Annotated in this window: 17 protein-coding genes; 10 read left to right on the forward strand and 7 right to left on the reverse strand. The window is 54.6% G+C overall.

The features are described from left to right. Nucleotides 1-160 precede the first annotated feature (160 nt). Nucleotides 161-1,483 (reverse strand): ammonium transporter family protein, encoded by a 1,323-nt coding sequence (locus FEE96_RS01185; RefSeq protein ID WP_138161165.1) that lies wholly within the window; start codon nucleotides 1,481-1,483, stop codon nucleotides 161-163. A 25-nt stretch (nucleotides 1,484-1,508) separates the two neighbouring features. Then, entirely contained in the window at nucleotides 1,509-1,847 is a 339-nt protein-coding gene (locus FEE96_RS01190) for a P-II family nitrogen regulator (RefSeq protein ID WP_138161166.1), read from the reverse strand. Between the two features lie 257 nt (nucleotides 1,848-2,104). Here FEE96_RS01190 and FEE96_RS01195 point away from each other — a divergent pair, with 257 nt between their 5' ends. Next, nucleotides 2,105-4,378 carry a transglycosylase domain-containing protein gene (locus FEE96_RS01195; RefSeq protein WP_138161167.1) on the forward strand — a complete coding sequence of 758 codons (2,274 nt, stop codon included), beginning with the start codon at nucleotides 2,105-2,107 and terminating at the stop codon, nucleotides 4,376-4,378. Nucleotides 4,379-4,574: 196 nt separating this feature from the next. Here the strand turns inward: FEE96_RS01195 and FEE96_RS01200 are convergent, their stop codons facing one another. Then, nucleotides 4,575-5,183 carry an MlaC/ttg2D family ABC transporter substrate-binding protein gene (locus tag FEE96_RS01200; RefSeq protein WP_138161168.1) on the reverse strand — a complete coding sequence of 203 codons (609 nt, stop codon included), beginning with the start codon at nucleotides 5,181-5,183 and terminating at the stop codon, nucleotides 4,575-4,577. After that, entirely contained in the window at nucleotides 5,173-5,946 is a 774-nt protein-coding gene (locus FEE96_RS01205) for an MlaA family lipoprotein (RefSeq protein ID WP_138161169.1), read from the reverse strand. Before FEE96_RS01205 ends, FEE96_RS01200 begins: the two co-directional genes overlap by 11 nt. A 198-nt stretch (nucleotides 5,947-6,144) precedes the next feature. Between FEE96_RS01205 and FEE96_RS01210 the strand changes: the two genes are divergently transcribed. The 6 genes from FEE96_RS01210 to FEE96_RS01235 all read left to right on the forward strand — a co-directional run bounded on the left by FEE96_RS01210 (nucleotide 6,145) and on the right by FEE96_RS01235 (nucleotide 12,013). Further along, complete coding sequence (locus tag FEE96_RS01210; protein WP_138161170.1) at nucleotides 6,145-7,878, forward strand: type I secretion system permease/ATPase; 1,734 nt, start codon at nucleotides 6,145-6,147, stop codon at nucleotides 7,876-7,878. After that, nucleotides 7,875-9,179, forward strand: coding sequence for an HlyD family type I secretion periplasmic adaptor subunit (locus FEE96_RS01215; protein ID WP_171021576.1), 1,305 nt, complete (start codon nucleotides 7,875-7,877; stop codon nucleotides 9,177-9,179). Before FEE96_RS01210 ends, FEE96_RS01215 begins: the two co-directional genes overlap by 4 nt. Nucleotides 9,180-9,262: 83 nt before the next feature. Then, entirely contained in the window at nucleotides 9,263-9,721 is a 459-nt protein-coding gene (locus FEE96_RS01220; RefSeq protein WP_138161172.1) for a RidA family protein, read from the forward strand. Beyond that, complete coding sequence (locus tag FEE96_RS01225) at nucleotides 9,718-10,491, forward strand: glycerophosphodiester phosphodiesterase family protein (protein WP_138161173.1); 774 nt, start codon at nucleotides 9,718-9,720, stop codon at nucleotides 10,489-10,491. The genes FEE96_RS01220 and FEE96_RS01225 overlap by 4 nt, the downstream gene beginning before the upstream one ends. 44 nt (nucleotides 10,492-10,535) lie before the next feature. Further along, a complete protein-coding gene (locus tag FEE96_RS01230; protein WP_138161174.1) occupies nucleotides 10,536-11,723 on the forward strand; it encodes a GNAT family N-acetyltransferase in 1,188 nt (395 codons plus the stop codon). Then, on the forward strand, nucleotides 11,720-12,013 hold the full coding sequence (locus FEE96_RS01235) for a 4a-hydroxytetrahydrobiopterin dehydratase (protein ID WP_138161175.1): 294 nt from the start codon (nucleotides 11,720-11,722) through the stop codon (nucleotides 12,011-12,013). Before FEE96_RS01230 ends, FEE96_RS01235 begins: the two co-directional genes overlap by 4 nt. Here FEE96_RS01235 and FEE96_RS01240 read toward each other — a convergent pair. Continuing rightward, nucleotides 12,010-12,498 (reverse strand): peroxiredoxin, encoded by a 489-nt coding sequence (locus FEE96_RS01240; RefSeq protein WP_138161176.1) that lies wholly within the window; start codon nucleotides 12,496-12,498, stop codon nucleotides 12,010-12,012. The two genes, FEE96_RS01235 and FEE96_RS01240, sit on opposite strands and share 4 nt — an antisense overlap. A gap of 95 nt (nucleotides 12,499-12,593) precedes the next feature. On the opposite strand from FEE96_RS01240, the gene FEE96_RS01245 reads away from it, so the two are divergent. From FEE96_RS01245 to FEE96_RS01255, 3 genes are read left to right on the forward strand one after another with little or no spacing between them, the layout of a single operon-like run. Further along, nucleotides 12,594-13,805 (forward strand): NAD(P)/FAD-dependent oxidoreductase, encoded by a 1,212-nt coding sequence (locus FEE96_RS01245; protein WP_138161177.1) that lies wholly within the window; start codon nucleotides 12,594-12,596, stop codon nucleotides 13,803-13,805. Further along, nucleotides 13,802-14,356, forward strand: a complete 555-nt coding sequence (gene rsmD, locus FEE96_RS01250; RefSeq protein WP_138161178.1) for a 16S rRNA (guanine(966)-N(2))-methyltransferase RsmD — start codon at nucleotides 13,802-13,804, stop codon at nucleotides 14,354-14,356. The genes FEE96_RS01245 and rsmD overlap by 4 nt, the downstream gene beginning before the upstream one ends. Before the next feature lie 56 nt (nucleotides 14,357-14,412). Continuing rightward, nucleotides 14,413-15,084: an HAD family hydrolase gene (locus FEE96_RS01255; RefSeq protein ID WP_138161179.1), complete on the forward strand. Its 672-nt coding sequence runs from the start codon at nucleotides 14,413-14,415 to the stop codon at nucleotides 15,082-15,084. A gap of 123 nt (nucleotides 15,085-15,207) precedes the next feature. Here FEE96_RS01255 and FEE96_RS01260 read toward each other — a convergent pair whose 3' ends face one another. Beyond that, nucleotides 15,208-15,882, reverse strand: coding sequence for a hypothetical protein (locus FEE96_RS01260; RefSeq protein WP_138161180.1), 675 nt, complete (start codon nucleotides 15,880-15,882; stop codon nucleotides 15,208-15,210). Between the two features lie 115 nt (nucleotides 15,883-15,997). Next, nucleotides 15,998-16,807 (reverse strand): type I methionyl aminopeptidase, encoded by an 810-nt coding sequence (gene map, locus FEE96_RS01265; RefSeq protein WP_138161181.1) that lies wholly within the window; start codon nucleotides 16,805-16,807, stop codon nucleotides 15,998-16,000. Between the last annotated feature and the right edge of the window lie 10 nt (nucleotides 16,808-16,817).

Genomic DNA, 16,817 nt, shown 5'->3' on the forward strand with positions numbered 1-16,817 from the left:
TTTGGTGGCGCGCTTTTTTTGTGCAAATCTGATGCTTTATCTTGGCCTGCACTCCCACACCTTCTTTTTGCTGAAAATACTCACATTCCAACACTTGCCCCAAAACGCAAAACGCGGCCCCCATAAGGGCCGCGCCAACTGTATCAATGTGGGGGTAGAATTAGAGCTTGGAAAACTCTGGGTAGGCTTCCATGCCCAGCTCGGCCATGTCCAATCCGTTGATTTCGTCTTCTTCCGAAACCCGAATGCCGACGGTGGCTTTCAGTGCCAACCAAACGATGGTCGAAACAACCGTCACAAAGATGCCAACAATCACAATAGACTTCAGCTGAACAAAGAACGATGCATCAGCGTTACTGAGTGGGACAACCAGAGTACCGAAGATACCAGCACCAAGGTGAACCGGGATGGCACCAACAACATCGTCGATTTTGAACTTGTCGAGAACCGGAACAACCAGAACAACGATTACACCGCCTGCAGCACCAATCAGCGTGGCCAGGCCCAGCGAAGGTGCCAGAGGCTCGGCGGTAATTGAAACCAGGCCCGCCAGCGCACCGTTCAGGATCATGGTCAGGTCAGGCTTTTTGTACAAGAACTGTGTCAGCAACATTGCAGCCACCGCACCGCCAGCAGCAGCGGCGTTGGTGTTTGCGAAGATGCGGCTGATGTCAGCAACATTGGCGGCAGTGTCCATGTAAAGTTGCGAACCACCATTAAATCCAAACCAGCCCATCCACAGGATGAAGGTACCCAGAGTAGCCAGTGGCAGGTTGGACCCCGGCATTGGAATGGTACGGTCGCCTTTGTACTTACCGATACGTGGGCCCAGGATCAGCGCACCAACTAAGGCAGCCCAGCCACCAACAGAGTGCACAACAGTTGAACCAGCAAAATCTTGGAAACCCATTTCCTGCAGAAATCCACCGCCCCATTTCCAGGAGGCCTGGATCGGGTAGATGAAGGCGGTCAGGATGATCACGAAGATCAGGAATGGCCACAGCTTGATACGTTCGGCCATAGTGCCGGACACGATCGACGCGGTTGCGGCACAGAACATCAGCTGAAAGAAGTAATCAGAACCAACGGACGCATAGGTCAGGTCAGTTTCGGTGTCGGCCAGACCAACGGGTTCCAGTGAGGTCATCGAGAAGGCACCCAAGATGCCGTTAATAGACCAACCATCACCCGGATACATCAGGTTATACCCAACCGCATAATAGGCAATGCCAGCCAGCGAAAACAGACCCATGTTTTTGGTCAGCTGCATGGTCACGTTTTTACCGCGCACCAGACCAACTTCGAGCATGGTAAAGCCAGCCGCCATCCAGAACACCAGAACGCCTGCGAACAGGAACATAAAGGTTGTGAGGATGTAGCCGATTTCGCTGTTCGGTGGGGTGACATCTGCGTCTTGCGCAAATCCAATCGCGGGAAGCGCGATCAACGCTGCAACGGCGAGTGGGAGTTTCAGGATTTTCATTTTATGTTCCTTCTTGTGCCGTTATTCACAGTGCGTCCAGATTGGTCTCGCCAGTGCGCACCCGCACCGCCTGAGCCACATCCAGAACAAAGATTTTGCCGTCGCCGATTTTGCCGGTGCGGGCGGTTTTGGTGATGGTTTCGACGACCTGGTCGGCCTGATCGGCAGCAACCACGATTTCTAGTTTCATCTTGGGTATAAAATTTACTTCGTATTCTGCACCGCGGTAGATTTCTGTATGGCCCGCCTGTGCGCCGAACCCCTTGATTTCAGTAACCATCAGGCCTGCAATGCCGATGTCAGTCAGCGCTTCGCGGACTTCTTCCAGCTTAAATGGCTTGATGGCGGCAATGATCATTTTCATGTCAGCATCCTTTTCCCAGGCGACCAGCCCAATTGTTCTGCACCTGCAAACAAGCGGCTGCAGTGAGTCTTGGGAATGATTTTGGAGCAGAGTTCGCCTTTGCCGGGTGTGTCGGCTCAAAATAGTTGCTCAAATAATAATCGTTGCCTGTTTTTTAGACGATCAAAGAAGGCGCACCCGCAGAAAAACTTCCCCTCAACAAAGCCTGCCGGAGTGGTTATGCTATGCAAAACGGGCGAACCGGGCAGGACATTGGCATGGCAAAACGATCAGGGCATAAGCCTCTGGTGGCAGATAAGCGCTACTCGGCGGGGTCTCGAAAGGCACCCGCTCGCAAAAGTGCACGCAAGTCTAAGCCAAAGAGCAAGGGTTGGTTCAGCTTTCTGTTTGGTGGCGGCAAAACGGCAAAACCAAAACCGACAAAGCGTAAACCAACTCCACGCAAGGTTGCCGCCCGAAAGTCCAGCCCACGTAAGCGCAAACCAAAGGGATTTTTTGGACGTATTCGCTATGCAATAGCTGGACTGTTTCGTTGGGTGTTTGGCCTGTTCTGGGGCTTTACTTGGCGGATAGGGATGGTGGTGTGCACTTTGACGGCTCTGGCTGTCGGGTATCACTACCTGCAGCTGCCAGACGTCAGTGCTCTGCTGGATGGTCGTGCGCGTGGTTCGGTAACGATGCTGGACCGGAATGGTCAGGTGTATGCATGGCGTGGAGATCAGTTTGGTGGCGTGGTCACCACACAGACTGTGTCACCACATCTGAAAAACGCCATTATCGCCACCGAGGACAAGCGGTTCTATGGTCACTTTGGGATCTCACCAAGAGGCGTAGCCAGTGCCATACGTATTAACATGCGGGCAGGGCGTAGCCCATTGTCAGGCAATGGGGGCTCCACCATCACCCAACAAACAGCCAAGCTGCTGTGTTTAGGGGTGCCCTATGATACGGATGTCTGGGAAAGCGAAAAGGCTTATGAGGCAGATTGCCGACAAGGTTCTCTGTGGCGCAAAGTCAAAGAAGCGATTTATGCGCTGGCGATGGAGAGCAAATACTCCAAGGACGAGATTCTGACGATCTATATGAACCGGGCCTTTCTGGGGGCTGGAGCACGTGGGTTTGAGGCCGCAAGTCAGCGTTATTTTGGAATATCCGCCGCTGAGGTCGACCCTGCAGAGGCTGCCATGTTGGCCGGGCTGCTGAAAGCGCCAACGCGATATGCGCCAACCAATAACCTGCAACGCTCACAGGACCGGGCGCAGGTGATCGTTGGATTGATGCATGATCAGGGGTATTTGACCGTCGCGCAGGCACAGGATGCCCGGAACAACCCTGCCCAATTGAGCAAAGCCGCAGCTGCGAGGGCGGGTGGATATTTTGCGGATTGGGTCATGGACAAGATCCCCAGTTTCTTTGGTGATCAGACAACCGAGGACGTGGTCATTCGCACCACGCTTGACCAACGACTGCAGACTGCGGCTGAAGAGGCGTTGACCTATATTTTTGAGAATAAGGTACGCGAAGGGTCAAAGGCACAGGCGGCGATTGTCGTAATGAGCGCGGATGGCGCTGTGCGGGCGATGGTTGGTGGGCGGCAATCCCGTGTATCCGGCGTATTCAACCGTGCAACGCAGGCGCAACGTCAAACTGGCTCTGCGTTCAAACCTTTTGTCTATGCGACAGCGCTGGAATTAGGCTACTCACCGCTGGATCTGGTGCTGGATGCTGAATACTGCCTGAATATCGCAGGTTCGGGGCAATGGTGCCCCAAGAACTATACGCATAAATTCTATGGAGAAGTGACCCTCGCACGGGCACTGCGAGATTCATTGAACATCCCTGCGGTAAAAATCTCTGAGGCGGTTGGGCGCGATTTAGTGCGCCAGGTGGCAGGCGATTTTGGTCTGTCCAGTGATTTGGCTGATGGCCCGGCGCTTGCGCTTGGCGCTTCGGAAAGCACTTTGATCGAAATGACCGGCGCCTATGCGGGAATTCTGAATGGCGGGTCGTCAGTCACCCCCTATGGATTGGTCGAGTTGCGGTTGATGGATGATGATGAAGCTATGATTGGCACCAGTGGTGGCATGGGAGAGCGGGTGATCCAGACAAGTGCTGCGCACCAGCTGACTTGGATGATGGAGAAAGTGATTTCTGAGGGCACCGGCCGCCGGGCACAATTGCCAGGTTGGCAGGTCGCGGGCAAAACAGGCACAACCCAGGCTGCCCGGGATGCATGGTTCATCGGCTTCACGGCTGAATATGTTGCCGGTGTCTGGATGGGTTACGATGACAATACACCTCTGTCAGGCGTTACCGGTGGCGGTCTTCCTGCTGAAATCTGGCGCGAAACAATGATCCGGGTGCATGATGGGCTGGCACCCGTAGCACTGCCAATGCAGGCTCCTGCTCCATTGGTTGTTCCGACACCACAACCCAACCCGGAACGCCGAAATAATGGCAATGGACCTAAACTGGGTCGGGAGCTGGGACGCGCGGTGGATGGGTTGCTGAAGGATATATTTGGCAACTGACGCGTGTTGCAGACGGGACCTCCCGCCCATCGCCGACCTCCTGATGGAGGTGGCTTCCGTTGGGCGTAGCGCCGCGCAGGCGCGGCGCCCAAGATCACATAACTATCAGCATCGCTGATGGTTCACATGAACGCGGGGGCTTTTGTCAGATTGCGCAAGACACATGAGTGCCGCCCAATTGCCCACACATTTAAGGCTAGCTCAGCGTTTTTAGATCTTTGATCAGCAAGTCGAGATCACCTTTGCGACGATCCAGCATGGCGCCAATTTCGGTGCGTTCAGTCAGCAGTAAGTTCACCCCTTCGATGAACATGTTGAAAAACTTATTTTTGCCGGACTTGTCTGACACCAGGAATGTCACTTCAAACGGCGCCTGCCCCTGCAGCGTTGCGATCGACTTAACCTCGTAGCCAGCGCGGATCTTCCGGGTCGACTTTACTTCGATACCGCCGCCGATGAATTCACGGAACCGCTTGCCGTACTTACGTGCAATGTACCCCTGGAACGCTTTGGTGAAGGACCGCATTTGACCCTTCGAGGCGCTGCGACCGTCAACGCCCAGCGCATATTGGGCCATGATGGGCACGTCAGCATAACGTACGAATATTTTCTCAAAATCCCGAACCATTGCCGATTCGGGTTTGCCTGAGGCGATCACCTTGTTGATGTCGCTCACTACGTTGTCGACTAAGCTGCGGGCACTATTTTCACTGATTGCAAAGGCAGGGAACGGCAGGGCAGCTAAGCCAAGCCCAGAAACCGTGGTTGCCAAAAAGGAGCGACGGCTAAACAGATTAATCGGCATAGATATCCTCGTAGGGGTCAGAGTAGGGATCCCCAAAGACCCCATCATAGGCATCTTGATCACCGCCCAATTCAAAGCGGCGGTTTTGCATGTAGATAAGCCGTGCTTGAGCATAGCTGTCGGCGCTCTCGTACAAAATCGAATCAACTGTAGCAGAATAATTGCCACGATCGCCCATCCGGCGCACGATTTCAGCGTAAACTCCGATGTTATCGGCGGGGTTTTGCCGGGCAAAAGTGATTGGGTTGGTGAAAAAATCAGCGATTACGCCGATGGCATCGCGCGAAGTCGATGGACCGTACAAAGGGAGCTCCACATAAGCGCCCTCACCAAAGCCCCAAACATGTAGGGTTTCACCAAAGTCAGTATTGACCCTGGGTACATTGAAATCCGAGGCGGGGTCACCCATGCCTAAGATGCCAAACACCGAGTTAATGAAGAACCGAGACACTGCGATTCCAGATTCCTTCAAGTTACCTTGCAGAAGCGCATTCACGGCCTGGCCGGGCATCGACAGATTTTCAGCAAACAGGCCGAAACTGGTGACCATATCGGGTGGGATGACGCTTACGTAGCCTTTGGAGGCAGGGCGAAAGAGAAACCGGTCCACATCAAGGTTGAAGCCGTGTGTGGCACGGTTGACGCCCTCGTATGGGTCAAAAACTTCACCAGAAGCACGGGCTTCAGGGCTTTGGCCTGAGCAGCCAGCTGTCAAGCCTGCGAGCAATAGCGAAACAAGAATAAAAATTGATCGTAGCGTCAAAACCGTTGGCCTTTGTGTCCGTTCATTTGCAACATGAGCGCAATATCAGTGTGATTTATAGGTATTCATTCTGGTTCCCAGTAGTAGCTCGTATTGTTTGTCTGGTTGTGACAGATTTGGAACAAATTTCAAGTTAACCTTCTGAGCGTAAGAGTTGCGTTTAAACCGACGCAACAAGCGACTATTTTTGGGCACATTATGGCAACTAAAATATTTCAAAGTGGGTTAGATGAACTGCGTTTGGCCCGCAGCCGCAGCCGCGGTCTCTATTGGTCGGTCGGCGTTTTTAGCTTCTTTGCGAATATGCTGATGCTAACTGGGCCGATGTACATGATGCAGGTCTATGACAGGGTCCTGGGCAGCCGATCAGAGCAGACGCTGGTGGCTCTGACACTTCTGGTCGTCTTCCTATATGGCATAATGGGTATATTGGACTATGCGCGTGGCCGGATCATGGCGCGTGTTGGAGCGAGATTTCAGGCCAATCTGGACAAGCGGGTATTTAACGCAATGATCCGACGCTCTGCTGTTGCCCCCGATCCAGTGGCTCAAACCGGACTAAGCGACCTAGAATCGGTGCAGCGTCTGATGTCATCGCCTGTGTTGATGGCGGCATTTGATCTGCCTTGGACCCCGGTCTTTTTGGCGGGGATCGCGTTGTTTCACCCCTGGTTGGGTATGCTGGCCTTGGTTGGTGGCGCAGTTCTGGTCTGTCTTGCGTTGATGAACCAGTTCTTTTCACGGGCACCTTTGCACAAAGCTATGGTTGCTTCTCACCGTGGAAACCTGATGTCCGAAGAAATTCGAACTGAATCAGAAATGATCCAATCGATGGGGATGCGTGGCGCTGCATTTGGGCGCTGGAAGGTCGCGCGTGACGAGGCATTGGTAGATAATGTTTCGGCCAATGATATTGGCGGTCGGTTCACCACAATGACCAAGACGCTGCGATTGTTCCTACAGTCCGCGATGTTGGGCCTCGGGGCCTATCTTGCATTGCAGGGGGAGGTGTCGCCGGGAGCGATGATTGCGGGATCGATCCTGATGGGGCGAGCTCTGGCTCCTATTGAGCTGGGTCTGGGACAGTGGGCGCTGGTCCAGCGTGCCATCAAGGGATGGGGAAATCTAAGCGAGTTGCTGACCAAGGTTCCCGAAGAAAAGGATCGTTTGTCTTTGCCTAAGCCGAAAGCGAAGCTGGAGGTGCAGGCCGTGACCATTGTGCCTCCGGGTGACCAAACACCGCTGTTACGCAATGTATCGTTTCAACTGGCTCCTGGGCAGGCACTTGGCGTGATTGGTCCATCTGGGTCCGGGAAATCAACGTTGGCCCGGGCGCTAACCGGGGTGTGGCGGGCCGCAGCTGGAACTGTTCGGCTGGATGGCGCTGCATTGGACCAATATGCACCCGACGTACTGGGGCAGCATATCGGGTACTTGCCACAGCGGGTTCAATTGTTTGAAGGCACAATAGCGCAGAATATTGCGCGGCTGGCGGAGGCCCCGGATGCGGAAAAGGTGGTTGCAGCCGCCAAGAAAGCAGCAGCGCATGAGATGATTACGAAACTACCAGACGGCTATGACACCCGGGTCAGCGCAGGTGGTGGCCGGTTGTCCGGTGGGCAGATGCAACGTATCGCCCTAGCGCGGGCGCTGTATGATGACCCGGTAATTGTGATTTTGGATGAGCCTAATTCGAACCTGGATAATGAGGGGTCGATGGCCCTGAACGCGGCGATTAAATCTTTGAAATCAGAAGGCAACTCTGTGTTGATTATGGCGCACCGTCCTGCGGCGATTCAGGAGTGTGATTTGCTGCTGGTTGTGGATCAGGGTAACCAGACGGCCTTTGGTCCGAAAGAACAGGTATTGCGCCAAATGGTGGCGAACCATCAGGATATCAAAAAGTCTGCAACCGCAGGATCAGTATCATGAAGCAGGAAAATACATGGTCTGCCCGTGGTCCGTTGATCATCGGGGGGCTGGGTTTGATGGTGTTGATCGGTGGTTTCGGTGCCTGGGCGGTGCTGTCATCGATTGCCGGTGCGGTGGTTGCAAGCGGCCGTATCGAAGTGGATCAAAACAGACAAGTGGTACAGCATCTGGATGGCGGGATCGTCTCTGAAATCCTAATCGAGGAAGGCGATAGTGTGGTTGAGGGGGCAATGTTGCTCCGATTGGACGCCAATCGACTGCGCTCTCAACTTGTGATCACCGAAGGCCAGCTTTTTGAACTTGTCGCCCGCCGAGGGCGTCTAGAGGCAGAACGCGACGGCGCCGATGAAATTGAATTTGATGCTGAACTTGTTGAGCTATCAGGTGGGCGGATCGAGATCGAGGACCTGATAGCTGGCCAGAAGCGGCTATTCCATGCACGTCGTGAATCGATTGCGCGAGAAACAGAGCAACTGGCAAAGCGCAGAGCACAGATTACCAACCAAATTACCGGAGTGAAAGCGCAGCAGGATTCGATGACGCTCCAGCTGGAGCTGATTGGGCAAGAGTTGACCAACCAGCAGACGCTGCTGGACAGAGGATTGGCACAGGCGAGCACCGTGCTGAACCTGCGTCGCACGTCCGCTGATTTACAAGGTTCTTTAGGGGAGCTGATTGCGAGTGAGGCCCAGGCTGAAGGGCGGATCACCGAAATTGAAATTGAGGTGCTTAAACTTGGCACTGGCCGACGCGAGGCAGCCATCACGCAGTTGCGCGATTTGCGATACCAGGAATTGGAGCTGGCAGAAACCAGGCGTTCCCTGTTGGAGCAATTGCAGCGGTTGGATATCCGGGCGCCCGTCTCGGGGATTGTTTATGGATTACAGGTGCACACTCCACGATCGGTAATCCGCGCGGCGGAACCTGTGTTGTATCTGGTGCCACAGGACCGGCCATTGGTTGTTGCGGCACAGGTAGACCCTATTCATGTCGACGAGGTCTATGTTGGGCAGCCTGTGACGCTACGGTTCTCGACGCTGGATCAACGTGAAACGCCGGATCTGTTTGGCACCGTTATGTTGCTGTCAGCAGATGCGTTTGAGGATGAGGCCAGCCGCATGTCTTATTATCGTGCTGAAATCACGCTAAATGACGGAGAACTCGAAAAGCTGCCGGAAGGTATCGTTTTGCTCCCCGGTATGCCTGTCGAAAGCTATATTCGCACTGCTGACCACTCGCCGCTATCATATCTGGTCAAGCCACTTGCCGCCTATTTCCTCAAGGCCTTCCGCGAGAGCTAAGGCTTGTTTGCATTTTTGCTCTTTTCGCTGTTGGGCATCCCGGCTAGCGTCGCCACGCAAACGCATCCTGGAGGAATGATGACATGGGTTTTGAAGCGAAATTGAACGAACTGGGTGTAACGCTCCCTGACGCTCCGGCACCGGCGGCCAACTATGTGCCCTATGTCGTGGCAGGCGATATGGTCTATGTCTCTGGCCAAATTTCAGCTGACGAGTCTGGGTTGATCACCGGTACATTGGGTGCGGATATGGATGTTGAAGCTGGCGTCGCTGCAGCCAAGCGCTGTGCCATTGCTTTGCTCGCACAGGTGAAAGCGGCCTGTGGTGGTGATCTGGACCGTCTGGTCAAAGTGGTGAAACTGGGCGCATTTGTGAATTCCACAGATGAGTTCACCCAGCAGCCAATGGTCGTGAACGGGGCCTCTGACTTTTTGGTCGCCGCCCTGGGTGACGCTGGTCGCCATGCGCGATCAGCTGTCAGCGCACCGTCGTTGCCACTTGGCGTTGCGGTTGAGATTGACGGAGTCTTTCAAATCAAATGAGACCACCTCTGCCTGCTGCATTCTTGAACATTCCTATTGCGCATCGTGCTCTGCATGATGTCGCGGACGGCCGTCCCGAAAACAGTCGGGCGGCCATCCATGCGGCAATTGCAGCGGGCTATGGCATCGAAATCGATCTGCAGCTGACCTCGGATGGTCAGGCAATGGTATTTCACGACGATATTCTTGATCGGCTGACCGGGGCCAGTGGTCCGGTCAAAGCCTTGAGCCACAGTCAGGCTCGGGCAATTCCGCTGAGAGGTGGCGTTGATGAAGGTATTCCGGATCTGGCTGAAGTATTGGAGTTGGTCGACGGTCAAGTACCGCTGCTGATTGAGGTTAAGGACCAGGATGGGCTGATGGGTCCCGATGTCGGCGCATTGGAACAGGCTGCTGTGGATGCCTTGCGCAGCTACGGTGGTTTGGTGGCCTTAATGTCGTTTAATCCCCATTCGGTTGCCGAACTGGCACGACTGGCCCCACATTTACCGCGCGGCATTACGACCAGCGCCTATGATCCGACTGAGTGGCCGGAGCTAACCCCAGCAATCTGCGATCATTTGCGTGACATACCAGATTTTGAAGGCGCTCAGGCCTGTTTTATCAGCCATGAGGCTTATGACCTGACCCGACCCCGTGTGCAGTCCCTGCGGGATAGCGGTGTTCCGGTGCTTAGCTGGACCATCACCTCTGCGGCTGAAGAAGCGGCAGCACGGGCATTTGCCGATAATGTGACCTTCGAAGGCTACCTTTCAAACCTGCCGGGTTGATCGCGGACCGTCTCTACCCAAGTATGCAGACACAAGGGGGCACCATGGATCAGGCGCAAATCGAAATACAGTTGCTGGGTTCACTGTCGCAGATCGAGGCCGGGGACTGGGATGCCTGCGCCTGTCCCGAAGTGGTTGATGGAGGGCGTCCAAATGATCCCTTTACCACCCATCGGTTTCTCACGGCACTGGAAGACAGCGGTTCGGTTGGGCGCGGGACTGGCTGGCAGCCGCAGTACTTGACGGCCTATCGGGAAGGAGAGTTGATCGCTTGCGCCCCGATGTATGCAAAGTCGCATAGCCAGGGTGAATACATTTTTGATCACAACTGGGCCCATGCGTTTGAGCAGGCCGGCGGGCGCTATTATCCAAAGCTCCAGATGGCGGTACCGTTTACACCTGTGACAGGGCGGCGATTGCTTGTGCGGCCGGAGTATGAAGGCATTGGCCACTCGGCGCTGATACAGGGAGCTGTGCAATTGGCGGCGAATAATCAGCTGTCGTCATTGCATGTTACGTTTTGTACGGAGTTTGAGGCCAAGGCAGGCGAACAAATGGGCCTGATGCCAAGACTGACGCAGCAGTTTCACTGGCTTAATCACGGTTACAAGAATTTCGACAGCTTTCTTGCCAGCCTGTCGTCTCGTAAAAGAAAGAACATCCGCAAGGAACGCGCACAGGCGCAGGGGTTTGGCGGCGAGATTGAAACGTTCACCGGGAACGAATTGAAGCCCGAGCACTGGGATGCGTTCTGGGAGTTTTATCAGGACACCGGAGCGCGTAAATGGGGGTCGCCCTATCTGTCACGCAGCTTCTTTGATATTGCCCAAGACACAATGACCGATGACATGGCGCTGATACTTGCCCGTCGTGACGGCGAGTATGTGGCCGGGGCGCTGAATTTTATTGGTCGTGACACGCTCTATGGTCGCTATTGGGGCTGTACGGAACATCATCCATGCCTGCATTTCGAACTGTGCTATTATCAGGCGATGGATCTGGCGATCTCAATGGGATTGGCAACAATCGAAGCCGGAGCCCAGGGTGAACACAAGCTGGCGCGCGGATATCTGCCGACGCAGACACACTCCTTGCATTGGTTAGGTGATCCCGGGTTTTCTGATGCGGTGGCCAGATATCTTGAAGCCGAACGCGCTGCGATCGAGGAAGAGATTGAAATCTTGACGGATTACGGCCCGTTCAAAAAATTGCAAGTGGAGGAACAGCAATGACTGAGAAACTGTCAGATGCAACCCGCGGGCCTTTGCTGGACCCGCTGTTCCAAACCGGCTGGACGCTGATGGAGGGCCGGGATGCCATCGCCAAAACCTACAAGTTCAGCAGTTTTGTTGACGCGTTCGGCTGGATGACGCGCGCCGCGATCTGGGCTGAAAAATGGGATCATCACCCCGAGTGGAGCAATGTCTACAATAAGGTAACCGTTGTGCTGACCACACATGATGTGGGTGGGGTCAGCACACAGGATGCCAAACTGGCTCGTAAGCTGGACAGCCTGGTTTAAGCCATGGCGTCTAGCAGACCCTCTCCGGCGGTGAGGTCACAAACGCCAGGGCCTTGTTCCATCTGCAAAATTTTGACTACACCATCTTCAACCAGCATGGCGTAGCGCAGTGAGCGGGCGACCAAGCCTGCCGGGGGCGCATCAAAACGCATCCCGATGGCTTCGGTCAGGTTGCATTCGGCGTCGGCCAGCATGGTTATGCCTGCCTCGGTTGCGCCTGTTTCGGCGCCCCATGCAGCCATGACAAACGGGTCATTGACAGAAATGCAGATGATTTCGTCAACGCCCTTGGCCGTAAACTGGTCTTTAGTACGAATGAAGCTGGGTACATGCGCCGAGCTGCAGGTTGGCGTATAGGCGCCAGGTACAGCAAACATCGCAACTGTGCGGCCATTTGTCTTATCGGCAATTGAAATCGATTCAGGACCATCAGGTCCCATTTGTACCAGGTTTGCCTTTGGCAGTTTTTCACCAACTGAAATCATCTAAGCCTCATCACTTCTAATTGCGTTTTGGTTCAACCCACATATAGGGTCCGGCAACAGACGTGACCGGAACAGTGTTGGGAGGCAAGTGGAACATGAGCCACATAGTCGTGATAGGGGCAGGGCAGGCGGGTTCTTCGTTGGTGGCCAAGCTGCGTAAAGATGGGTTTGACGGTGAGATCACGTTGATCGGGTCTGAGCCGAACCTGCCTTATCAGCGCCCTCCGCTGTCCAAGGGGTATCTGTTGGGTGAAATGGTGCTGGAGCGATTGTTCCTACGACCCGAGAGTTTTTATGCGGACAACAACATCACTCTGAAACTGGGGCAGCCGGTCACAGCAATTGATGCTGCAATCAAAACAGTCACACTGGCGGATGAGGTGATTTCTTATGATCATCTGGCGCTGACCACCGGGTCGGACCCGCGTCGCCTGCCAGCTTCAATTGGTGGCGATCTTGACGGCGTGTTTGTCGTACGCGGGTTAGCGGATGTCGATGCGATGGCCCCTATGGTGACCGAAGGGGCCCGCACGTTGATAGTCGGTGGCGGTTACATCGGGCTAGAGGCCGCCGCTGTCTGCGCCAAACGCGGTGTACAGGTGACATTGGTGGAAATGGCTGATCGGATTTTGCAACGGGTCGCGGCCCCTGAGACCTCGGACTATTTCCGCACGCTGCATGGTGGGCACGGGGTAGATATCCGCGAAGGCGTTGGCCTGGACCGGCTGGTTGGTGAGAACGGTAAAGTCACCGGCGCAGTATTGACCGATGGTTCAGAAGTCACAGTAGGTTTTGTGGTGGTTGGAGTTGGCATCGCACCAGCGACTCATCTCGCAGAGATGGCCGGAGTGACGTTGAACAATGGCATTGAGACCAATGCTCAGGGTGGCACATCAGATCCTGCGATTTGGGCGGCAGGCGATTGTGCCTCCTTTCCCTATAAGGGCGGCCGGATCAGGTTGGAAAGCGTACCCAATGCCATTGATCAGGCAGAATTGGTGGCACAGAATATTATGGGTGCTGGCAAAGAATACGTGGCCAAGCCATGGTTCTGGTCGGACCAATATGATGTAAAACTGCAAATTGCAGGGCTGAATACCGGCTACACCCATGTTGTTACGCGACCCGGCGAAGGGCAGTCAGTGTCGTATTGGTACTTCAAAGATGCTCAGCTTTTGGCGGTAGATGCGATGAACGATCCTCGCGCCTATATGGTGGGTAAGCGGTTGATTGATATGGGAAAAACCTGTGATTCGCAGGCCGTGGCTGATCCCGAAACTGAATTGAAAAGTCTGTTGAAGGCGTGAGGATCATTGCCGGAGATTTTCGCGGTCGGGCACTGGCTGCCGTGGGTAAGGGGGATGCGGGGGCGCAATTGCGCCCCACCACCGACCGGGTCCGTGAAAGCCTGTTCAATGTGTTGACCCATACCGGCGCCATTCCCGGCGCGCGGGTTTTGGACCTGTTTGCAGGGACCGGCGCACTGGGGCTTGAGGCGCTGTCGCGCGGGGCGGAGTGTGTTACTTTTGTTGATGATGGTCGGGTGTCATCAAATCTGATCCGCAAGAATATCGAGATCACACGCAGTGAGGAAAACACCAACCTGATCAAACGCGATGCGCTGAAGTTGGGCCCCAATCCGGATGCAGCTTATGACCTGATTTTCCTGGATCCACCTTATGGTCGCGCATTGGGGGAAAAGGCACTGGCGGCGGTGGCCGCTGGCGGCTGGATTGATGATGAGGCGCTGATTGTGTGGGAGGAAAACGCCCCGATGCCCGCGCCCGAAGGCTATCAGCTGCGCGATAGCCGGAAATATGGTGATACCTATATTACTTTGATGTGGCGGGATATTTAGAGCTCACCCGACCATCAGCTCGATTTTTGACTTATTTTGAAAGTGGAATTTGATAGATGCCAACAACCTTTCCAACTCCAAAGCTGGTGATTTTTGATTGTGATGGAGTGCTGGTCGACAGCGAAGTGGTTTCAAATCAGGTGGTTGCAGACAACCTGGCCAAGTTTGGCCTGCATCTGACACTGTCTGAATGCATGAATTTGTTTGTTGGAGCCACAATGGACGATGTTTTGCAGATCGCCCTGGAAAGGGGCGCAGAGTTGCCACCGACGTGGGTCGATGATGTTTATCAGGAAACCTACGAGTGTTTGCAACAAGGCGTCCCGCTTGTGCAGGGTATTCCAGAGCTGCTGGAGCTGTTGGACCGGCAGGGGATTCAATACTGCGTAGCCTCAAACGGCAGTGAAGACAAAATGCGGATTACTCTTGGTCAGAATGGCCTATGGGATCGGTTTCATCCCAATGCAATGTTTTCGGCCCATTCATTGGGGGTGGCCAAACCGGAACCGGGATTATTTCTGGCCGCCGCAAGTCATTTTGATGTGCAGGCGCGTGATTGTCTGGTGATTGAAGATAGCACTACGGGAGCAACTGCGGCGGCACGGGCAGGGATGCGTTGTCTGGGTTATGTACCCGAAGGGGATGGTGCTGACTTGTCCGACCAGGGGGCAGAGCTGTTCAACGCCATGGCGCAGGTGCCGAGGTTGATTGGTTTAACTGAGGATTAAGCCCGGAGTGCAGATCCAGGCTTGAGTTCAAGATGGGGCGCTGCCCCCTCTTGCCGCTATTGCGGCAATTCACCCCCGGGATACTTTTGGCTAGATGAAGACGATCCGGTTCTGCTTTGGACATTAGTCGTAGGTGAAACTGTCCAAAACCCGGCCACCCAGTGTTTCGGACAGCTGTTCCGGGCCACTCATCGGAACCATGGTGCGGCTGATGTTGTGAACGATGAAATAGCTCTCGGCACGGTTGGGATGTGGGACGGCGACCAGTTGCAACACCATCGGACCATTGGCGGGGTCGGTATAGGTGCCCAGAAGCTCAACCGCGCGCAGGCCATTGACGGTAATTTCGAGGGTGCTGATAATTTTGGCATCTGTGAAGCCTTGGACCGCCGAAGGGTAGGCCGACTGTGTCAGGGCTTTGGCGGCGCTGCGCAACCGGATGGGCATTGGGTCGGTACTATCCTGTGGGATCGGGAAGCTTGCATCGACCACATGGAAGTTCTCAATGAATTTTCGCCCGGAAGGGTCTTTAGTGGCGAAGGTAAATTTGACAATACCGCCGCTGGGGCGCCCGTCTGCGATGAGTTCGACATCACTGCGTATCGGGATTTGTAGGGCAAAGGGCACCTCGATTGGGATGTTGTATTTGGCAGTGTAATCGGCGTTAAACCGGAAAATTCGGTTAAGATAGGCACCCTCATAACTGAACAGATTAAAGCTAATGTTGGCATCTTGCGCCGGCGCGGGTTGCGCAAGGCCCAGTATAAACACCAATCCAACGATAGACCTAAACGGCATAACCACCCCCAATAGACGTTATGGGGATCAGGTTAGGGCATTCTGGGTGTTGGTCAAACGGTTGATGAAACCCCTCTGTGCCCGTCAGCTGGACCGACGCAGAGGGGTTTGCGGGTCAGCCGTAGGTTGGATGAAACCTGCCAGCAGGGGAAAGGGTGAAAATCTCAACACCGTCAGCGGTCACCGCAACTGAGTGTTCAAATTGAGCGGTCAGAGACTTGTCGCGGGTTACCGCTGTCCAATCATCGGCAAGGATTTTGGTTTCGGGGCGGCCCAGATTGATCATTGGCTCAATCGTGAAGAACATGCCTTCTTCGAGTGTGGCACCGGTGCCAGGGCGGCCATAGTGTAACACATTAGGCGGTGCGTGGAAAACCTCGCCCAGACCGTGACCGCAGAAATCGCGTACAACGCTCATCCGCTGGCTTTCGGCATAGACCTGAATGGCATGACCGATGTCGCCAAAAGTATTGCCGGGTTTGACCGCTTCGATACCCTTCATCAGGGCATCATGAGTCACCTGGATCAGCCGTTCAGCTTTGCGCGGTAGCTTGCCTGCGACAAACATCCGGCTGGTATCGCCGAACCAGCCATCAACAATCACGGTGACATCAATGTTGAGGATGTCACCATCTTTCAGCTTTTTGTCACCGGGGATGCCATGGCAGACCACATGGTTCACTGAAATACAGCTGGCATGTTGATAGCCTTTGTAGCCGATGGTGGCTGATTTGGCGCCAGCGTCATCGACCATCTGGGTGATCACCCGATCAATTTCACCAGTCGTTTGGCCGACAAAGACATGTGCGGCGATGTCGTCCAGAATACGCGCCGCCAGTTTCCCGGCCACATGCATGCCGGCATAGTCGGCCTGTTGGTAAATGCGAATGCCGTCCTTGGTTGTCCGGCCACCGTTTTTTCTCATCAAGATGGGC

The organism is Parasedimentitalea maritima, from assembly GCF_005771405.1.
GTDB classification, from domain to species: domain Bacteria; phylum Pseudomonadota; class Alphaproteobacteria; order Rhodobacterales; family Rhodobacteraceae; genus Parasedimentitalea; species Parasedimentitalea maritima.

Bases quoted from the DNA above. Each gene is read 5' to 3' on its own strand.
- FEE96_RS01215 (WP_171021576.1), top strand. From the start codon at position 7,875: ATGAAGCAGGAAAATACATGGTCTGCCCGTGGTCCGTTGATCATCGGG.
- FEE96_RS01220 (WP_138161172.1), top strand. From the start codon at position 9,263: ATGGGTTTTGAAGCGAAATTGAACGAACTGGGTGTAACGCTCCCTGAC.
- FEE96_RS01230 (WP_138161174.1), top strand. From the start codon at position 10,536: ATGGATCAGGCGCAAATCGAAATACAGTTGCTGGGTTCACTGTCGCAG.
- FEE96_RS01195 (WP_138161167.1), top strand. From the start codon at position 2,105: ATGGCAAAACGATCAGGGCATAAGCCTCTGGTGGCAGATAAGCGCTAC.
- FEE96_RS01225 (WP_138161173.1), top strand. From the start codon at position 9,718: ATGAGACCACCTCTGCCTGCTGCATTCTTGAACATTCCTATTGCGCAT.
- FEE96_RS01210 (WP_138161170.1), top strand. From the start codon at position 6,145: ATGGCAACTAAAATATTTCAAAGTGGGTTAGATGAACTGCGTTTGGCC.
- FEE96_RS01190 (WP_138161166.1), bottom strand. From the start codon at position 1,847: ATGAAAATGATCATTGCCGCCATCAAGCCATTTAAGCTGGAAGAAGTC.
- FEE96_RS01185 (WP_138161165.1), bottom strand. From the start codon at position 1,483: ATGAAAATCCTGAAACTCCCACTCGCCGTTGCAGCGTTGATCGCGCTT.
- FEE96_RS01235 (WP_138161175.1), top strand. From the start codon at position 11,720: ATGACTGAGAAACTGTCAGATGCAACCCGCGGGCCTTTGCTGGACCCG.
- FEE96_RS01200 (WP_138161168.1), bottom strand. From the start codon at position 5,183: ATGCCGATTAATCTGTTTAGCCGTCGCTCCTTTTTGGCAACCACGGTT.
- FEE96_RS01240 (WP_138161176.1), bottom strand. From the start codon at position 12,498: ATGATTTCAGTTGGTGAAAAACTGCCAAAGGCAAACCTGGTACAAATG.
- FEE96_RS01245 (WP_138161177.1), top strand. From the start codon at position 12,594: ATGAGCCACATAGTCGTGATAGGGGCAGGGCAGGCGGGTTCTTCGTTG.
- FEE96_RS01255 (WP_138161179.1), top strand. From the start codon at position 14,413: ATGCCAACAACCTTTCCAACTCCAAAGCTGGTGATTTTTGATTGTGAT.
- FEE96_RS01260 (WP_138161180.1), bottom strand. From the start codon at position 15,882: ATGCCGTTTAGGTCTATCGTTGGATTGGTGTTTATACTGGGCCTTGCG.
- map (WP_138161181.1), bottom strand. From the start codon at position 16,807: ATGAGAAAAAACGGTGGCCGGACAACCAAGGACGGCATTCGCATTTAC.